A 15,380-nucleotide genomic window follows, 5' to 3' on the forward strand; every position below is an offset into this window, starting at 1 on the left:
CGATCAGGCCGCGAAACGGAAATAGCTCATGCTGATCGAGCCGTATTCGTAACTGCGATGGAGCAATTGAGCTCTGGCATCCGGCCCGCCTGCCCCAAACGCGAAGAACAGCGGCAGCAGGTGTTCATCTGTCGGGTGACTTCTGCGGAAGGACGGCGCACGTTCCAGATCGTCGAAATAGCCGATTGATCCGGATTGCAGGCCGTCATCCAGCCAACGGTCGAAATCGGCCGCCCAATCGGGGGTCTGTGATCCTTGAGGCCCGAACTCCCGCAAGTTGTGGGTGGTGCTTCCGGAACCGGCCAGAAGAACACCCTTGTCCTTGAGCGGTGACAGGGCCTTGCCAAGTGCATGGACCGAGGATGGGGTACTGTCATGGGGCAATGACAGGGCAACCACCGGTATGCTGGCAGTCGGATAGGCCAGTGACAATGGCACCCAGGCGCCGTGGTCGAGACCCCAGTCGCTGTCCAGTTCCAGGTCGTGACCGGCTGCCTCCAGGAGGCGGGCGGCCTCGTCGACATGAGCCTCGTCGGCAACGGCCGGATAGGTGATGTCGAAAAGGGGGGCCGGAAACCCGCGGAAATCGTGATAGGTGCGCAAGGGACCGGGCGCGGACATCTTCAGTCCTTCGGTCTCCCAATGCGCGGACAGGATGACAATTGCCCTTGGTGTTGGCTGCGAGGCGGCGAAGCCTTTCAGAAACCGGCTCGCGGCAGTGTCTTCAAGGGCAAGCGTCGGTGCGCCATGGGCAAAGAAAACGGGCGAAATTGATTGCTGCGTCGAACCCACCGGACAACTCCATCACTTTTCGGTCTGTGCTGGAGAATAAGTCCTCGAGGGCGTTTCCTTTAGACCAGAAATTGCGAAATCGCTGTTCAGGAATGATGAACAATTAAGAGTATTAATGTATATTGTAAAAAGAACCGCCCGCCAGAATCTGGCGGCCGGTTGGTTTTCGCGCGTTCTTCAGATCACCGGTATCCGACGTTGATCAGCTGGACGCGGCGGTTGACGGCGGCGTCCGGATTGGCAGGATCGCGCAGCTGTTCTTCACCCATACCGACCGCAAACAGGTACTTGCCGGGCACCTGGAAGGTTGTGACCAGGGCTTCGCGTATGGCCTTGGCGCGACGGATGGACAGTTCCAGATTGTATTCGCGCGCGCCTTTGGCATCGGTGTGACCGACAATGTAGAATGTCTGACCTTGCAGATAGGGCGTGTGCAGGGCGTCCGCGATCAGGCCGACGGCTTCATAAGACGACGGTTTGATACGTGCGCTGTCGAAATCGAAGGTGATTTCGATGTTGAACTGGCGCAGGGAGGCAAGCTTGTCCCAAAGCGGCAGGTTACCGGGTGCGTTGGCGCCCGGATATTTCTGGATATTCTCAAACGCCGCTTTTTGCAGATCGTCCGCGCTGACATCAACTTTCTGCTGTGCGCCCTGAAGCGAATTGATGATCTGGTTGCGGCTGAGTTCGGTCTGGGCCGAGCCGGCAACGGTGGAGGCGGCAAGAATGGCGGCCGAAAAACCGGCCAGAAGGATCTTTTTCATAGGAAGCTCCCGAGTCCGGAATTAGCGATAACCAGCCAGGTCGATGGCGGTGTTGCATTTGGCGCTGACGGTGCGCTGGGCTTTCAGCAGGCAGCGCAGAACATGGCCGGCGCCCGGCTTGACACCCTGGCAGCGCTGGGCGGCATCACGCGCGCAGATTTTCGGCGCGGCGGCCTGGGCCGCGAGGCGTTCTTCGATCAGGGACCGCACAACGACACGGTCGGCGTTGCATTTCTGGGAAACCTTGGCCTGATTCTTGTCGAGGCACTGGCCGATGCCGTTATTGGCAAGGGTTGCGGACTTGCAGAATTTTTCAATGTCACTGCCGCAGCTGGCCGCCAGGATCTTGATGGCTTCGGCAAATCCGACGGTCTGAGCGAGGGCTGCGGGGGTGGTTGCCAGCATAAGGCCGGCGGTCAATGCGAAAATCATACGTCTCATGTTGCAAATCTCCCAAACACGGCAACATTACGATGGGTCAGAGTGTTTCAGGACTGTGTAACGACCGCAAGTAGTTGTCTGATTTTAATGCGGAATAATCTGATCCCCCTGCCAAACTTGACAGGGCCTCGCGAATGTCGTCACTCGCCTTGAAACCGCACAGCTGGAAATCCGATGACCGTTACCCTGGAATTGAAACGTCTCGAGCATGGACGTGACCTGCCTCTGCCGGCTTATCAGTCGGACCTTGCCGCCGGCCTGGACCTTTATGCCGCCGTTGACGCGCCCGTGCAGCTCGCTCCCGGCGCGCGCGCCCTGGTCCCGACGGGCCTGGCCATGGCCCTGCCTGCCGGGTTCGAAGCGCAGGTTCGGCCCCGGTCCGGACTTGCCGCCAAACACGGGGTCACTGTCCTGAACACGCCCGGCACGATCGATGCCGACTATCGTGGTGAGGTGAAGGTGATCCTGATCAATCTCGGCGATGACGCGTTTGAGGTCACCCGTGGTGAGCGTATCGCCCAGATGGTGATTGCGCCCTGCCTGCAGGCCTCTATTTGCGAGGTTGATGTTCTGTCCGAAACAGAGCGCGGCACTGGCGGTTTCGGCTCAACCGGCCGCAGCTGATCGTGATCAGGGATATTGTGCCAATGTCACCAAATCTTGTGATCTTCGACTGCGACGGCGTCCTCGTTGATACCGAACGCATGGCCAATCAGAACCTCGCCGAAATGGTCACTGAACTGGGTCATCCGATGACCGGACCGGATTGTCAGAAGCTGTTCATGGGCCGGACACTGGAAGACGTGCAACGGAAGATCGAAGCGCTGACAGGAAGAACCCTGCCGGCCGATTGGCCCGAAGACGTCCGTCAGCGGGATCTGGAACGCTTCAAGGCAGGTGTGCCGGCCATCAGGGGGATCGTCGAGGTCCTGGACAGGCTTGACGCGGCGGGTATTCCCTATTGTGTCGGGTCGTCGGGCAAATACCGGAAAATGCGAACCACCCTTGGCAGCTCCGGTCTGTTGCCGCGGCTGGAAGGACGGCTCTATTCCGCAGAAGACTGCGCGCGCGGCAAACCGGCGCCGGATGTCTTTCTGCTCGCGGCGCAAAAGATGGGCCACGCGCCGGAGACCTGTGTCGTGGTGGAGGACAGTGTCCCCGGGGTCAAAGCCGCAACGGCGGCCGGCATGCGGGTTTATGCCTTTGTCGAGGATCCGGCCTGTGACCGGGAAGCGATGACGGAAGCCGGTGGAATTCTGTTCGAGAGCATGTCGGACCTGCCCGGCCTGTTGCTTTCCACGCCTTGAAGGTTTTCTGGAAAAAGGTTTTACGGGACCGCCTGCAAAGGCATTTTGCGCCTCTTAAATCTTGCCGGACCCCGTATTATCTTACCGTTTCAAGTGAATAAGGATGCCGGCGGATCCCTCCCCGGCCGATCAGGGAGACCCGTCATGACCATGAAGACCAGCGGCCGCGGCAAGATCTATGGCTCGATCACCGAGACCATTGGCGATACGCCGATCGTTCGGCTGGATCGCCTTGCCAAGGCCCACGGCGTGAAAGCCAATCTTCTGGCCAAGCTGGAATTCTTCAATCCGATTGCCAGCGTCAAGGACCGGATCGGCGTGGCGATGATCGAGGCCATGGAAGCGGACGGCAAGATCGAACCTGGCAAGACCACGCTCGTGGAACCGACATCCGGCAACACCGGAATTGCGCTTGCCTTCGTGGCAGCTGCGAAAGGCTACCGGCTGATCCTGGTCATGCCGGAGACGATGTCGGTCGAGCGGCGCAAGATGTTCAAGATCCTTGGCGCGGAACTGGAGCTGACCGAAGGCCCGAAAGGCATGAAGGGCGCGATTGCCCGCGCCGAGGAACTGATTGCCGACATCGACGGCGCGATCATGCCGCAGCAGTTCGAGAACCCGGCCAATCCGGAGATTCACCGCAACACGACCGCCGAGGAGATCTGGAACGACACGGACGGCAAGGTCGACGTGTTTGTCTCCGGCATCGGCACCGGTGGCACCATCACCGGCGTTTCCCAGGTTCTGAAATCGCGCAAGCAGGACCTTCATGTGGTCGCGGTGGAGCCGGCCGACAGTCCGATCCTGTCCGGTGGCGAACCGGGTCCGCACAAGATCCAGGGCATTGGCGCCGGTTTCGTGCCGGCCATTCTCGACACGAGCGTGTTCGATGAAGTCCAGACCGTTGCCAATGAGGACGCCTTCACCATGGCGCGCGAAGTCGCCAGGACCGAGGGCCTACCGGTCGGCATTTCCTCCGGCGCTGCACTGACGGCAGCTATCCGGGTCGGTCAGCGGGACGAGATGGCGGGCAAGAACATTGTCATCGTCATCCCGTCCTTCGCCGAGCGGTACCTGTCGACGGCGCTGTTCGAAGGTCTTTGAAAAACAGCCCCGCAAGCCGACTGGTTTGCGGGGTGTATGACCTACCGGTGATGCAGCACCCGGCCGATCGTGTTCATCAGGATCTGCGCAGCCAGAATGCCGGTGGACCCGGTCGGATCGTAATCAGGTGCCACTTCCACCAGGTCGATGCCGACAATGTCGCCGCGCCTTGCCAGGCCGTCGATCAGTTCCAGCACCTCGTAATAGAGAAAACCACCATGGCTGGGCGTGCCCGTTCCTGGCGCGATCGACGGATCGAACGCGTCGATGTCGATGGTCAGATAATATCGTTTTCCCTCCGGAATGCGCGCCAGCATGCCCTCGGTGCCGAGTTTGCGCACGTGGCGGACCGACTGGATGTCCGATCCCATGCGGCGGGCATCCTCGTAGCCGTCCCGTGCGGTTGAGGAAACGTTGCGGATGCCGATCTGGGTCAGGCCGGTCACATAGGGCTTTTCGGCGGCCCGCCGCATCGGATTGCCGTGGCCATAGCGCACCCCGTGCCGCTCGTCGACAAAGTCGAGATGGGCATCGATCTGCACCACGTGGATCGGGTCTTCGCCGTCAAAGGCGTTGATACAGGGAATGTTGATCGAATGGTCGCCGCCCAGAACTACGGGCAGGGCGCCGGCGGCGAGGATCTTGCGCACCCCGAACTCGATCCGCTTGTGGCTTTCGATCGTGTCGGTGTGGACAATGTCCGCGTCGCCCAGATCGACGATCCGGGTTGTTTCCGGCGTCAGATAGGTGATGTCGTCCTCAAAGTCATAGGCGCCGGCATGACCGAAGGAAAACAGGGTCGAGGCCTCACGGATCGCCCGCGGCCCCATGCGTGCACCGGAGCGCCACTGGGTGCCGAAATCAAACGGGGCTCCGAGAACGGCCACGTCTGCGTCGATATTGTCCCAGTCCGGCTGGTGGGGATACTTGCCGAAGGTGCAGATGCCGACAAAGGGCAGATTGAGCCGCCCGCCTTCATAGCCGTGTGAGGACATTCCTGAAGCTCCTGGTCCCGTGTTTTCGGCACTAGAGCATCAATCATGAAAACGGGAAAGACCGGAAAAACCATCGGACCGGAATGCGTTGCGCCTGCCCGGAGACACAAGATGCCGGAAGCCGGTGACAGGCTTCAAATCGCCCGTTCCATCCGTGTCGACGACGCAAAGCCGAACAGAAACTCGAAAATCTCTGTTTTCTCCTCGCTGATCGCTGCAAAGCCTGCCCGTTCATAGAGGGCCCTTGCCCTGGGGTTGCTGTCGATCACATCGAGACGCACCCGGGAAAGACCACGTTGACGGGCTTCGTTGCAGATGGCCTCAAGCAAGGCGCCGCCGACACCCTGGCCGCGCGCCTCCTCGGCCACGAAGATGCCGTCCATCAGCAGGCAGTCCGGCTCCGTGTCCCGTTCCAGAACGTCAAGCAGCAATCCGCGCCAGGTTCCTCCGATAGGGCCGTAAACCGAAGTCATGTCTTTCAGACCACCCCCGACCAGCGCCCCTTCCGCGGTCTTGAAGCCGGCCAGACCGATCAGTTGTCCCTCCCGGTTGAGTGCACCAAGCGCAAAGCCGGGATCCATCACGCGTTCCAGGAACTCAAGAGCCTTTGCTTCCGGCGCCATGACGGTGCCCAGTTTTCCCGAAAAAGCCTGCCAGAACAGCCGAACGGCAGTGAGCCGTTCGGTTTCAGGAAACCCTGGTGCGATACGGAAGGAAGGGGCCACGCTTGGACTTAGCGGACAATCACGGCGGTTCCGGTGGCACTGACCATCAGCATGGAGCCGTTCTGGCCAACGGTTTCATAGTCGAGATCGACGCCGATCACCGCATTGGCCCCCATGGCCTGGGCCTGCTGGCACATTTCATTGACGGCAATCTCGCGCGCCTTGGCGAGTTCTTCTTCATAGGCACCGGAGCGGCCGCCGACAATGTCGCGAATACCGGCAAAAAGGTCCTTGAAGAGATTCGCCCCGAGGATCGCCTCACCGGTCACCAGGCCCTTGTAGTCCAGATCCCGGCCCTGGATGGTGTTTGTGGTGGTGACCAGCATGTGGCGTCTCCTTTTGAGCGTTGGGGGTGATAACCTGCGAAATCACATGGTGAGCGGCGGTTGCCATTGCAAGGAAGCTGAGGTGGCACAAGGGTTTGACCGGCTGCTGCGGCCTCATTCAGGAGATCAGGTCAGGTGAGCCACAATGGCTGCCAGCGTCACAAGGGTGGCGGTGGCAACGGCCAGGGAATAGAGGGTCCATTCGGTTTGGCTGACCGATGATTTTTTCGGCTTCACTCCGTCCGCCATCGCTTTTTCCGGTTCGGGCTGGTCTTCAGTCTGAGGGGGCATACTGGCAGCCAGATCCTAACAAGTCGCTTAAGAAGCACACGGATCAGCCCGCCTGTCAGCGGAAGACAGCCTCCGGAATGGGAAGCCTGTTGGACGATTTCAGTTCCCTCAGGGAGAGATTGGAGCGGATACTGGTCACGCCCGGCAGCCTGCGGATGACCTTTTCGACAAAACGGCTGTAATCGTCGAGGTCGCTGGCCACGACCTGCAGCAGAAAATCGGCGTCCCCCGTTGTGTTGTGGCAGGACAGGACCTGTGGGCTGGCCTCGATGGCGTTCTGGAATTCAGCCGTTGTCTCCTCGTCATGTTCGGAGCAGGTCAGCTGCACAAAGGCCATCACGCCAAGTCCGAGCGCACGCCGGTTGACGACCGCCTGATAGCCCTCGATCACCCCGGTTTCCTCAAGACGTTTCAAGCGCCGCCAGCAAGGTGTTTCACTCAAGGAAACCTGTTCGGCAAGTCTGGCATTGGACAGCCTGCCGTCGCTTTGCAGACGGGACAGGATGTCGGCGTCAATTCGGTCTATCTTCGGCATGGAGAAGAACCTGCTATCAGTTGCTTCGATTATGGCAGAATGGCCTTAAAAACCTCGAAATTGAAGAGAATTCGGCAAAGCTCTTTCAGCCGGATCAGCTAGGATACTGATCGTTCATTCCGCTCATCAGACGAGAGAAACCGCCCATGAAAGCCGTGCTTTATGAAACCTTCGCGCAGGCCCCGGCCGTTGCCACCGTGCCTGATCCGGTGCCCGAACCGCATGGTGTGGTGCTGAAGGTTGAAGCCACCGGCGTCTGTCGCAGCGACTGGCACGGCTGGATGGGCCACGATCCGGATATCACGCTGCCGCATGTGCCCGGCCACGAACTGGCAGGCACCGTTCAGGCCATCGGCAAGAATGTCAAGAACTGGAAGGTTGGTGACCGGGTCACGGTGCCTTTTGTCGGTGGCTGCGGCTCCTGTCCGGAATGTCACGCCGGTCATCAACAGGTCTGCGAGAGCCAGTTCCAGCCCGGCTTCACCCATTGGGGCTCGTTCGCCGAATATGTCGGTATTCATTACGCGGACCTCAATCTGGTCGCGTTGCCGGAGGGAATGAGTTTTGCAACGGCCGCAAGCCTCGGTTGCCGCTTTGCAACGTCTTTCCGCGGCGTGGTCGATCAGGGCCGGGCCTCCGCTGGTGAATGGGTCGCCGTTCACGGCTGTGGTGGCGTTGGCCTGTCGGCCATCATGATCGCCAACGCGGTTGGTGCCAATGTCATCGCTATTGATATTGCTGATGACAAACTGGCGCTTGCAAAGGACCTGGGGGCGGTCGCCACCCTCAACGCCGCGTCGATCCAGGATGTGGCCGAGGCTGTCATGGAGGTGACCGGTGGCGGCGCTCATCTGTCGATCGACGCGCTGGGTCACCCGACAACCTGTTTCAACTCCATCCAGAACCTCCGCCGCCGCGGCCGTCATGTCCAAATCGGACTGATGCTGGCTGACCAGGCAACGCCAGAAGTGCCGATGGCCAAGGTGATCGGCTGGGAACTGGAAATCCTCGGCAGCCACGGCATGCAGGCCCACCGGTATGGGGCTATGCTCGACATGGTCAGAACCAGGAAACTGAAACCCGACCGTCTTGTTGGCCGGGAAATCAGCCTGGAGGAGTCGATTGCGGCGCTGACCGAGATGCACCGGTTCGAAGGTGTGGGGGCGACGGTGGTGACGCGGTTTTAGGCGGGCTGCCTTGTGGTGAGTTGCCTGCTAGGCCGAAGCAGCCCGGATGCCTACCAGTCTGTCGGCAAGATCAAGTGCATCAACAGGCCAGTATTCCTCCGGTCTGGGATGTGCGGTGGCGCTGTTTTCATCGGGCCGGCACGACAGGACGGCATCGCGCCATTGCGCCGGAATGCTGCCCTCTCCCTGCAACGATCCCAGCAAGGCGCCCGCAATTGCCGCATTTGTGTCGGTATCGCCACCGCTGCCAACGGTCCAGACAACCACGTCCTCCAGTGCGCCACCTGACAGCAGATGAAAAAACGCGTTCTGAAAGGCCGTCAGCACCCAGCCCATCTGATTTTGAAAGTCCTCGGGCGGGCCGCGACGAGCCGCTTCCAGGCGATCCCGAACCGGAGCTGCGCCTGACCGGTATTTCGAACCTGACGCCGCATGCTCATGGGCGGCCTGCCACATATCCGCACTGTCACCACCTGCAATGCCGATCGCAATCGCGGCGGCATAGGCCGCATTTGCAGACTGGCAGACCGGATGAGGATGGGTCAGAAGAGCATCCTTCGCTGCGATCCTGGCGGCCAGTCCGGGATCAGCGTTTGCAAAGATGCCTGCCGGGCTGATGCGCATCAAGGCACCGTTGGCCTGGCTTCCCGAGGTTGCACGGCGCCCGGCCGAGATAGCCTCAAGGCCGCTAGAGGTGGTGTAGCCGATATCAAAGGGGTCTGACTGCAACCAGCGCACATAGGCGTCAGCGACAAGCCTGGTGTCAAACCTGCCGGCCGCCACCAGACTGCGCGCCAACGCGAGCGCCATCTCGCTGTCATCGGTTGGCTGTCCGGCAATCAGGTTCCAGGTCCCGCCATCCTTGAGTGTCCGGACACCATCCGGATAACGGTCAGCAATTTCGTAGGAATCCTTGAACTCCACCGCAGATCCGAGGGCATCACCGGTGAGTTGGCCAAGGAGACAGCCCCTGGCGCGTTCCTTGATTTGATCATCGACGCTCAAGTTGGACACTTTCTGAAAGTTCAATCCGAGAGGAGGACTTCATACCGTCGATGACGGATCTCCTCCATCAAAAACAAAGTCTTACGCCGCGCGCCGGGTCATGTCCTGCCCCCGATAGCTCATGGCCTCCGCCAGATGAATGCGCCCGACCTGCTCCAGACCGTCGAGATCGGCAAGGGTGCGGGCCAGTTTCAGAACCCGGTGATAGCCGCGGGCGCTCAAGGCGAGGCGTTCGGCGATGTCGCGCAGAAACGCAAGACCCTTGTCGTCCGGCTGGGTGATTGTCTCGACAGCGGAAGCCGGTGTCTGGGCGTTGGTGCGGCAGGCAAGGCCCAGTTTGAAGAACCGGTCTTCCTGGATCTTGCGCGCGGCGGCGACACGTTTCGCAACATCGGCGGAGCTTTCACTGGCCGCCGGACCGATCAGGTCCGCTGCGGTGACGGCCGGCACCTCGATCCGGACATCGATCCTGTCGAGCAGCGGGCCGGAGACCCGGGCCTGATAATCGGTGACGCAGCGCTCACCGCGCCGGCACTGGTGGCCCGGGGTTCCCGCATGACCACAGCGGCAGGGGTTCATGGCCGCAACCAGCTGGATCCGTGCCGGGTAGGTCACCCGGTGATTGGCCCGGGCGATCACGGCTTCACCCGATTCCAGTGGCTGGCGCAGACTGTCGAGCACCTGCGGATTGAACTCGGGCAACTCGTCGAGAAACAGCACGCCGTTATGGGCAAGGGAAACCTCACCCGGGCGGGCCTTCAGACCGCCGCCCACCAGCGCGGCCATGGAGGCGGAGTGATGCGGTGCCCGGAACGGCCGCCGGTCGGTCAGCTTGCCTTCTGCCAGTTCCCCGGCGAGTGAAGCGATCATCGAGACTTCCAGAAGCTCGCGCGGGGTGAGGGGCGGCAGGATCGAGGGCAAGCGGCTCGCCAGCATGGACTTGCCGGAACCGGGCGGTCCGGTCATCAGGAGGTTGTGGCCACCTGCCGCGGCGATTTCCAGCGCGCGCCGGGCGGTCTCCTGGCCCTTGACCTCGGCAAGATCCGGCAAGGGACCGGGATCACCCTGCAGGCGCGCCACCGGGCGGGTGAGCACTTGCGTGCCCTTGAAATGGTTGGCGAGCTGGATCAGCGAGCGCGGCGCCAGAATGTCCATGTCCGCGTCGGCCCAGGCGGCTTCGCTGCCGCTGGCTTGCGGACAGATCAGGCCCTTGCCGAGCGCCGTTGCCCCCATTGCGGCGGGCAGGACACCGGCGACCGGTGCCAGCGTACCGTCAAGACCGAGTTCTCCAAGAACCGCATATCCGTCCAGGAATTCTGCCGGAATGGCGCCGATGGCGGCCATGATGCCAAGTGCGATCGGCAGGTCATAATGGGAGCCTTCCTTGGGCAAGTCCGCAGGTGCCAGATTGACGGTGACCCGTTTGGCCGGCAGGGCCAGTCCGGAGGCCGACAGGGCCGCCCGCACCCGTTCCCGGCTTTCAGCGACCGCCTTGTCCGGCAGGCCGACCACATTGAAGGCAACGGCACCGGGGCCGACATGAACCTGAACATCCACGGGCACGGCTTCGATGCCCTGAAACGCGACCGTTGTGACCCGGCTGACCATGATTGCCCTCTACCAGAAGATGCAGGTCAGGCAAGCATATATTTATGATACGAGCAAGAACAAAGATGGAACGATGTGATTGCCGCTGCTCGTTTCAGACGAGATGCGCCAACTGTTCAACTCGGCACGAGGGTCAGGCACTTGCCCGTTGCCGTTGGCAGATCCCGCCAGGTTCGAAAGCCCATGGCGGAATAATAGCCGCGACCAGACAGATTGGATTTGCCGATGGTCGCGTCGATTTTGGTCAGGCCGGCCTGCTTTGCTGCATCGAGTGTCCGGGTAAACAGTAGCTTGCCGATGCCGGTGCGGCCAGAGCACAGTTTGACATAGGTTCCGATAATGCCCCACCCCGCCGGGACATCGTAGTCGTTTGCCGGCCTGGCGATTTTCAGGGACTGGAACCCTTTCAGACCGCCGTCTGGGGCGACCGCGACAGTGCAGGCAACCGAATCCGGGTGCTCGACATAATGTGCCAGCACGTGCCCTGGATCTCCCGGGCGATCGCTTTGCCAGGAGTGCAGAATTTCAGAGAGAATATGGCTCATGGCCATGGCGTCGGCAGACACAGCCGGACGGACAATCATCGCGAGAACAACACACCAGTTTGGAACGCCCGTCGGACGACGAAGCGGAGAACAATAAAGTTACTTTGCGCCTTGCTTTACGACACCAGAACGCGCAGGTCACGTTTGCGCTCAAAGGGCCTGTCGGCGTGGGCGAGCACTTTGTCGAGATAGGCGGGAACCTCGAAATCCTCGGACGGCGACAGCCTGTTGGCCTCCAGCCAGTCCGACACCAGCTCGAGCAGCCGGTCCGGGTCTTTTTCAAACATGGCCCGGCACAATTCCATGTCGAGATGGCTGCCTCTGGCGGCGGTTTGGGCGATAATCATGGATCCGTTCACAATTCTTCAATCAATCAGAGCGTGCTGCAACCATGCATGCAATTTTTGGGAAATGCCAGCAAATAGCGGTTATGTGGGTAAATCCCACCATAACCACCTGTTATGCCGGAGCCGGTCTTCCACTCGCCGTGTTCACCAGGGCCAGTGCGCAGCAGATCAGCCCGGCGCCGAAAAACAGCATGGATTGCCCGGTGACCGGTATCAGGAAACCGCTCAGCACCGGCCCGGCGCCCTGCCCCAGTGAGATCAGAAAGAAGGTGAACCCGAAGCCGATGGAGGGTGCGGCCCGGAAGATCCGCATGCTCCACATGCCGAACAGGGCCGTCATGACGATGAAACCTGCACCAAAACAGGCCGCGGACAAAAACATGCCGAGTGTGCTGGCGGCCAGCAGCGGCAACGTGCCAATGGCGCCGCCGACGAGAAACGCCAGGAGCTTGTATGCCCGGCCAAGACCCCATCGGTTAACCAGCCCGCCGGCAAAACAGCCCGTGACGCCCGCAATTCCGAGCACGATCCAGAACAGGATGGCGTCACGCGGGTTGCCGGTCAGCGTTGTGAGGAGATCGACAGCATAGGTCCAGTAAACGGCCGTCACGATGCCGAACAGGAAGGAGGAAATGAAGAGGGCCCGGGCAGAGCGCTCCAGCAGGATCCAGAGCGAAACTTTTCTGGGGCCGGTTTCCAGATGGGGGCTCCGCCGCGGCAACGTAAAGCCGTTCCAGAAAGTGATAACAAGCGCCAGGCCGGCAAAAACCAGCCAGGCCAGTCGCCAGTCGCCACCGGCATAAAGCGCAAGGGGGCCGGCAAAGGCGACCCCGAAACCCGTGCCGGAATTGATCCAGGCATAGACCACGTTCTGGCGGCTTTGCTCCGTGTGTCGCACGATCACATCGGAAAAAGGCGGATAGGCAAGGCCCGGGCTCGTACCGGCGATGAAGACGCCGAGCGCCAGAAAGGCCGGAGTGGGCGACCAGGCGATCAGCGCCATGCCAGCCGCGGCGGCACAACCACCCAGCAGAATGGGCAGGCGCGGCTCGAACATGGTCGACAACCACGAACCGGCAAAGGTCGCCGCCAGATATCCCAGATAGGAAAGGCCTGCGATCAGACCGACCAGTTCCGGCGTTAATCCGAATTCGAGACGGATATCCGGCAGAAACAGGCCGAAGCAGTACCGCGCGAGCCCGTAGGTGACGGCGACAATGGCAAGGCCCGCGGCGGTCAGTCCCCGGGTCTGCCGCTGGTTCATCTCATATCCGGCGGGAGAGCTGGAAGTGAAGTGTTTGGTCATCCGTTGCGCTCTCGCCGATGATCGTGAAACGGCCACTCTCCTCACGGTAGTGACGGTACTGCTCGAGAGTGAGTTTCAGGCAGAAGTTGGAGACATGCAAGTTTCTTGCATTGATTGAACCGGCAAATTCCTCTGCCAGGATAGCCACTTGCGCAGTTTGCCCGTCGCGAAAGGAAACCGGCAGCAAAAAGAAACGGTTAAGTGTCGGCAAATTGCGGTCGACAGCCTGCTCGAAGGCAATACGGGAAAAACGTTGCATCGCCGGATGGGCATAGAAACTCGAAATCCTGTCGACCTGTCCCGTCTGGTGAAGCTGGCTCTCCGACAGCAGCAGGTCTCCCGGACGAGCGATTCCGGCAAGCCAGTCGTTGACGACGAACGGATCATCGTTGCCTTCCTGAAAACCCAGCATGGTGATCAGCGCTGCAGGGGCTGCTTCACCAATGATATCCGCAAGGTGCACATCCTCGAAGGAGGCCGTCACAAAGGTCAGCTCCGTGCCGGGCAGGATCAATTCAAGCGCGGCTTTCATCGGGTCGGCTGACTTCGGATTGATATCAACAGCGACATAACGGTCTATGGTGACACCCATGCGGATCAGGGTCTTGAGGATGAAGCCCGTTTTCACGGGTTCAGGACCAAGTTCGACATAAGTCAGGCGTCTGCCGGAAAAATCCTTTGCGACGCGGGCGCAGCTGTCTTCAAGCGCGTCCCGGAAAGACCGCCCGTCCTCCCTCAGCCGGCCAAGAGTATCTGACGCGATCCCGCCTTCATTGAGCTGCCGCATCAGATGAAACACTTCGTCCAGATGATCCGTTGACGTCTCTCTGGACCCGGCATTGGTGTATTTCACCCGATTGTCCTGGGTCAGGATGCGATCAAGACTGAATTCGGTATGTGCGGCGATGGCCAGGTGAACTTTTTGCTGCAAGGAGATTTTTGAGAAAACCGGCTGCTGGTCGGGCCGTTGCACCGGCTGGTCAAAGGAAAACGCTAACGTCATGGCGGATACCCGTTTTGACAAGGAGACTCCCGGATTACGGGATTTTTCACTCTTTCCTAAATTTATAATTGAAGCGCATCATAATGGAACGTTATGCTTGCCGCGCGCTGGAGGGCAGGACAATCCAACAGGAGACAGCGCTGGAACGGAGGCAGGGACGTGACAATCGGCCGTTTTAACATTGAGTTGCTGGAAGCCTTTGTCGCTGTTGCCGAAGCCGGCAATGTCACGCATGCGGGAACCAAGCTCAACCGGACACAGCCCTGTGTCAGCACACAGTTGCGCCGGCTGGAAGACCGGGTCGGCAAGCCGCTGATCGAGCGCAATGCGCGTACCATGAACCTCACCCCGGCCGGCCGGATCCTGTATCAGCACGCAACAGAAATCCTGCGGTCACATGAAGAGGCGCGGCTGCGCCTGTCGGCGCCGGAACTCACCGGAACCGTGCATGTCGGCCTGCCGGAGTGGTATGCCACAGGCCAGTTGCAGTCGATCTTCTGCAATTTCGTGCGCATTCATCCGAATGTGAAACTGGAAATGACGGTTGCCGACAGTGCCACCTTGCACGAGATGCTTACCAACAACGAGATCAACCTGGCCATTGCGCTCGTCACCGGATCCAAGACATTGCCGGACGGCGTGGTGGAAGAACCGCTTCATTGGGCGGTTAGTGACGATTGCCAGCTGACCGACCCGTTGCCGCTGATCCTGTTCCCCGAGCCCTGCCCGTTCCGGGAGATCGCCTTCAGCGCGCTCGCCCGCGCCGGACGTCAGTGGTATGAGCGGATCACGACGACCAGTGTCGCGGCGGCACAGGTCGCGGTCCTGTCTGGAGCCGGCATCTGCTGTCTGCCCTCCGGCGCAATCCAGGAAGGTGTGAAACTGCTCAAGGAGCAGGACGGTTTCCCGAAACTGCCGGCCACCCAACTTGCCATCTACACCCAGTCGACCTCCCAGTCGCCGATCGTTGACTACCTGGAAGAGCATCTCAACGACCTGCTTCAGAATGCGATCGCGCCGCGATCTGCCCTTGCAGGCAAGAAATCGCCGGACCTGAGGGTGGTCTGAAGCACCTGACCGCTCAGCGCGGGCCTGCATC

At 60.6% G+C, this 15,380-nt stretch carries 19 protein-coding genes; 5 read left to right on the plus strand and 14 right to left on the minus strand.

Annotated elements, in window-relative coordinates:
• Nucleotides 1-3: 3 nt before the first annotated feature.
• The 3 genes from ACO6TG_RS15210 to ACO6TG_RS15220 all read right to left on the minus strand — a co-directional run bounded on the left by ACO6TG_RS15210 (nt 4) and on the right by ACO6TG_RS15220 (nt 1,997).
• A complete protein-coding gene (locus ACO6TG_RS15210) occupies nt 4-792 on the minus strand; it encodes a DODA-type extradiol aromatic ring-opening family dioxygenase (protein ID WP_422373970.1) in 789 nt (262 codons plus the stop codon).
• Between the two features lie 182 nt (nt 793-974).
• Complete coding sequence (locus ACO6TG_RS15215; protein ID WP_422373971.1) at nt 975-1,556, minus strand: OmpA family protein; 582 nt, start codon at nt 1,554-1,556, stop codon at nt 975-977.
• Between the two features lie 21 nt (nt 1,557-1,577).
• The gene (locus ACO6TG_RS15220) at nt 1,578-1,997 is read right to left on the minus strand and encodes a hypothetical protein (protein WP_422373972.1); all 420 of its coding nucleotides are present in this window, start codon (nt 1,995-1,997) and stop codon (nt 1,578-1,580) included.
• Between the two features lie 174 nt (nt 1,998-2,171).
• On the opposite strand from ACO6TG_RS15220, the gene dut reads away from it, so the two are divergent.
• The 3 genes from dut to cysK all read left to right on the plus strand — a co-directional run bounded on the left by dut (nt 2,172) and on the right by cysK (nt 4,408).
• Nucleotides 2,172-2,621, plus strand: coding sequence for a dUTP diphosphatase (dut, locus tag ACO6TG_RS15225; RefSeq protein WP_422373973.1), 450 nt, complete (start codon nt 2,172-2,174; stop codon nt 2,619-2,621).
• A 23-nt stretch (nt 2,622-2,644) separates the two neighbouring features.
• Nucleotides 2,645-3,304, plus strand: coding sequence for an HAD family hydrolase (locus tag ACO6TG_RS15230; protein ID WP_422373974.1), 660 nt, complete (start codon nt 2,645-2,647; stop codon nt 3,302-3,304).
• Between the two features lie 144 nt (nt 3,305-3,448).
• Nucleotides 3,449-4,408 carry a cysteine synthase A gene (gene cysK, locus ACO6TG_RS15235; RefSeq protein ID WP_422373975.1) on the plus strand — a complete coding sequence of 320 codons (960 nt, stop codon included), beginning with the start codon at nt 3,449-3,451 and terminating at the stop codon, nt 4,406-4,408.
• Between the two features lie 41 nt (nt 4,409-4,449).
• Here the strand turns inward: cysK and ACO6TG_RS15240 are convergent, their stop codons facing one another.
• From ACO6TG_RS15240 to ACO6TG_RS15260, 5 genes are all read right to left on the minus strand, one after another.
• Complete coding sequence (locus ACO6TG_RS15240) at nt 4,450-5,403, minus strand: agmatinase (protein WP_422373976.1); 954 nt, start codon at nt 5,401-5,403, stop codon at nt 4,450-4,452.
• A gap of 134 nt (nt 5,404-5,537) precedes the next feature.
• The gene (locus ACO6TG_RS15245) at nt 5,538-6,128 is read right to left on the minus strand and encodes a GNAT family N-acetyltransferase (protein WP_422373977.1); all 591 of its coding nucleotides are present in this window, start codon (nt 6,126-6,128) and stop codon (nt 5,538-5,540) included.
• Between the two features lie 8 nt (nt 6,129-6,136).
• Nucleotides 6,137-6,454 (minus strand): heavy metal-binding domain-containing protein, encoded by a 318-nt coding sequence (locus tag ACO6TG_RS15250; RefSeq protein WP_094073132.1) that lies wholly within the window; start codon nt 6,452-6,454, stop codon nt 6,137-6,139.
• Between the two features lie 126 nt (nt 6,455-6,580).
• Nucleotides 6,581-6,745: a hypothetical protein gene (locus ACO6TG_RS15255; RefSeq protein WP_422373978.1), complete on the minus strand. Its 165-nt coding sequence runs from the start codon at nt 6,743-6,745 to the stop codon at nt 6,581-6,583.
• 55 nt (nt 6,746-6,800) lie between these two features.
• On the minus strand, nt 6,801-7,280 hold the full coding sequence (locus tag ACO6TG_RS15260; RefSeq protein WP_422373979.1) for an Lrp/AsnC family transcriptional regulator: 480 nt from the start codon (nt 7,278-7,280) through the stop codon (nt 6,801-6,803).
• A gap of 146 nt (nt 7,281-7,426) precedes the next feature.
• On the opposite strand from ACO6TG_RS15260, the gene ACO6TG_RS15265 reads away from it, so the two are divergent.
• On the plus strand, nt 7,427-8,467 hold the full coding sequence (locus ACO6TG_RS15265) for a zinc-dependent alcohol dehydrogenase family protein (RefSeq protein ID WP_422373980.1): 1,041 nt from the start codon (nt 7,427-7,429) through the stop codon (nt 8,465-8,467).
• Nucleotides 8,468-8,494: 27 nt separating this feature from the next.
• On the opposite strand, the gene ACO6TG_RS15270 is transcribed toward ACO6TG_RS15265, so the two are convergent.
• The 6 genes from ACO6TG_RS15270 to ACO6TG_RS15295 all read right to left on the minus strand — a co-directional run bounded on the left by ACO6TG_RS15270 (nt 8,495) and on the right by ACO6TG_RS15295 (nt 14,281).
• Entirely contained in the window at nt 8,495-9,472 is a 978-nt protein-coding gene (locus ACO6TG_RS15270; RefSeq protein ID WP_422373981.1) for an ADP-ribosylglycohydrolase family protein, read from the minus strand.
• An 81-nt stretch (nt 9,473-9,553) separates the two neighbouring features.
• Complete coding sequence (locus tag ACO6TG_RS15275) at nt 9,554-11,080, minus strand: YifB family Mg chelatase-like AAA ATPase (protein ID WP_422373982.1); 1,527 nt, start codon at nt 11,078-11,080, stop codon at nt 9,554-9,556.
• A 116-nt stretch (nt 11,081-11,196) separates the two neighbouring features.
• Entirely contained in the window at nt 11,197-11,664 is a 468-nt protein-coding gene (locus ACO6TG_RS15280) for a GNAT family N-acetyltransferase (protein WP_422373983.1), read from the minus strand.
• A 77-nt stretch (nt 11,665-11,741) separates the two neighbouring features.
• Nucleotides 11,742-11,972, minus strand: coding sequence for a hypothetical protein (locus ACO6TG_RS15285; protein WP_422373984.1), 231 nt, complete (start codon nt 11,970-11,972; stop codon nt 11,742-11,744).
• 112 nt (nt 11,973-12,084) lie between these two features.
• Entirely contained in the window at nt 12,085-13,278 is a 1,194-nt protein-coding gene (locus tag ACO6TG_RS15290; RefSeq protein ID WP_422373985.1) for an MFS transporter, read from the minus strand.
• Complete coding sequence (locus ACO6TG_RS15295) at nt 13,238-14,281, minus strand: hypothetical protein (protein ID WP_422373986.1); 1,044 nt, start codon at nt 14,279-14,281, stop codon at nt 13,238-13,240. Before ACO6TG_RS15295 ends, ACO6TG_RS15290 begins: the two co-directional genes overlap by 41 nt.
• A 159-nt stretch (nt 14,282-14,440) precedes the next feature.
• Between ACO6TG_RS15295 and ACO6TG_RS15300 the strand changes: the two genes are divergently transcribed.
• A complete protein-coding gene (locus ACO6TG_RS15300; RefSeq protein ID WP_422373987.1) occupies nt 14,441-15,349 on the plus strand; it encodes a LysR family transcriptional regulator in 909 nt (302 codons plus the stop codon).
• The last annotated feature ends 31 nt before the right edge of the window (nt 15,350-15,380 follow it).

The organism is Roseibium sp. (assembly GCF_965233565.1).
Classification (GTDB): Bacteria; Pseudomonadota; Alphaproteobacteria; order Rhizobiales; family Stappiaceae; genus Roseibium.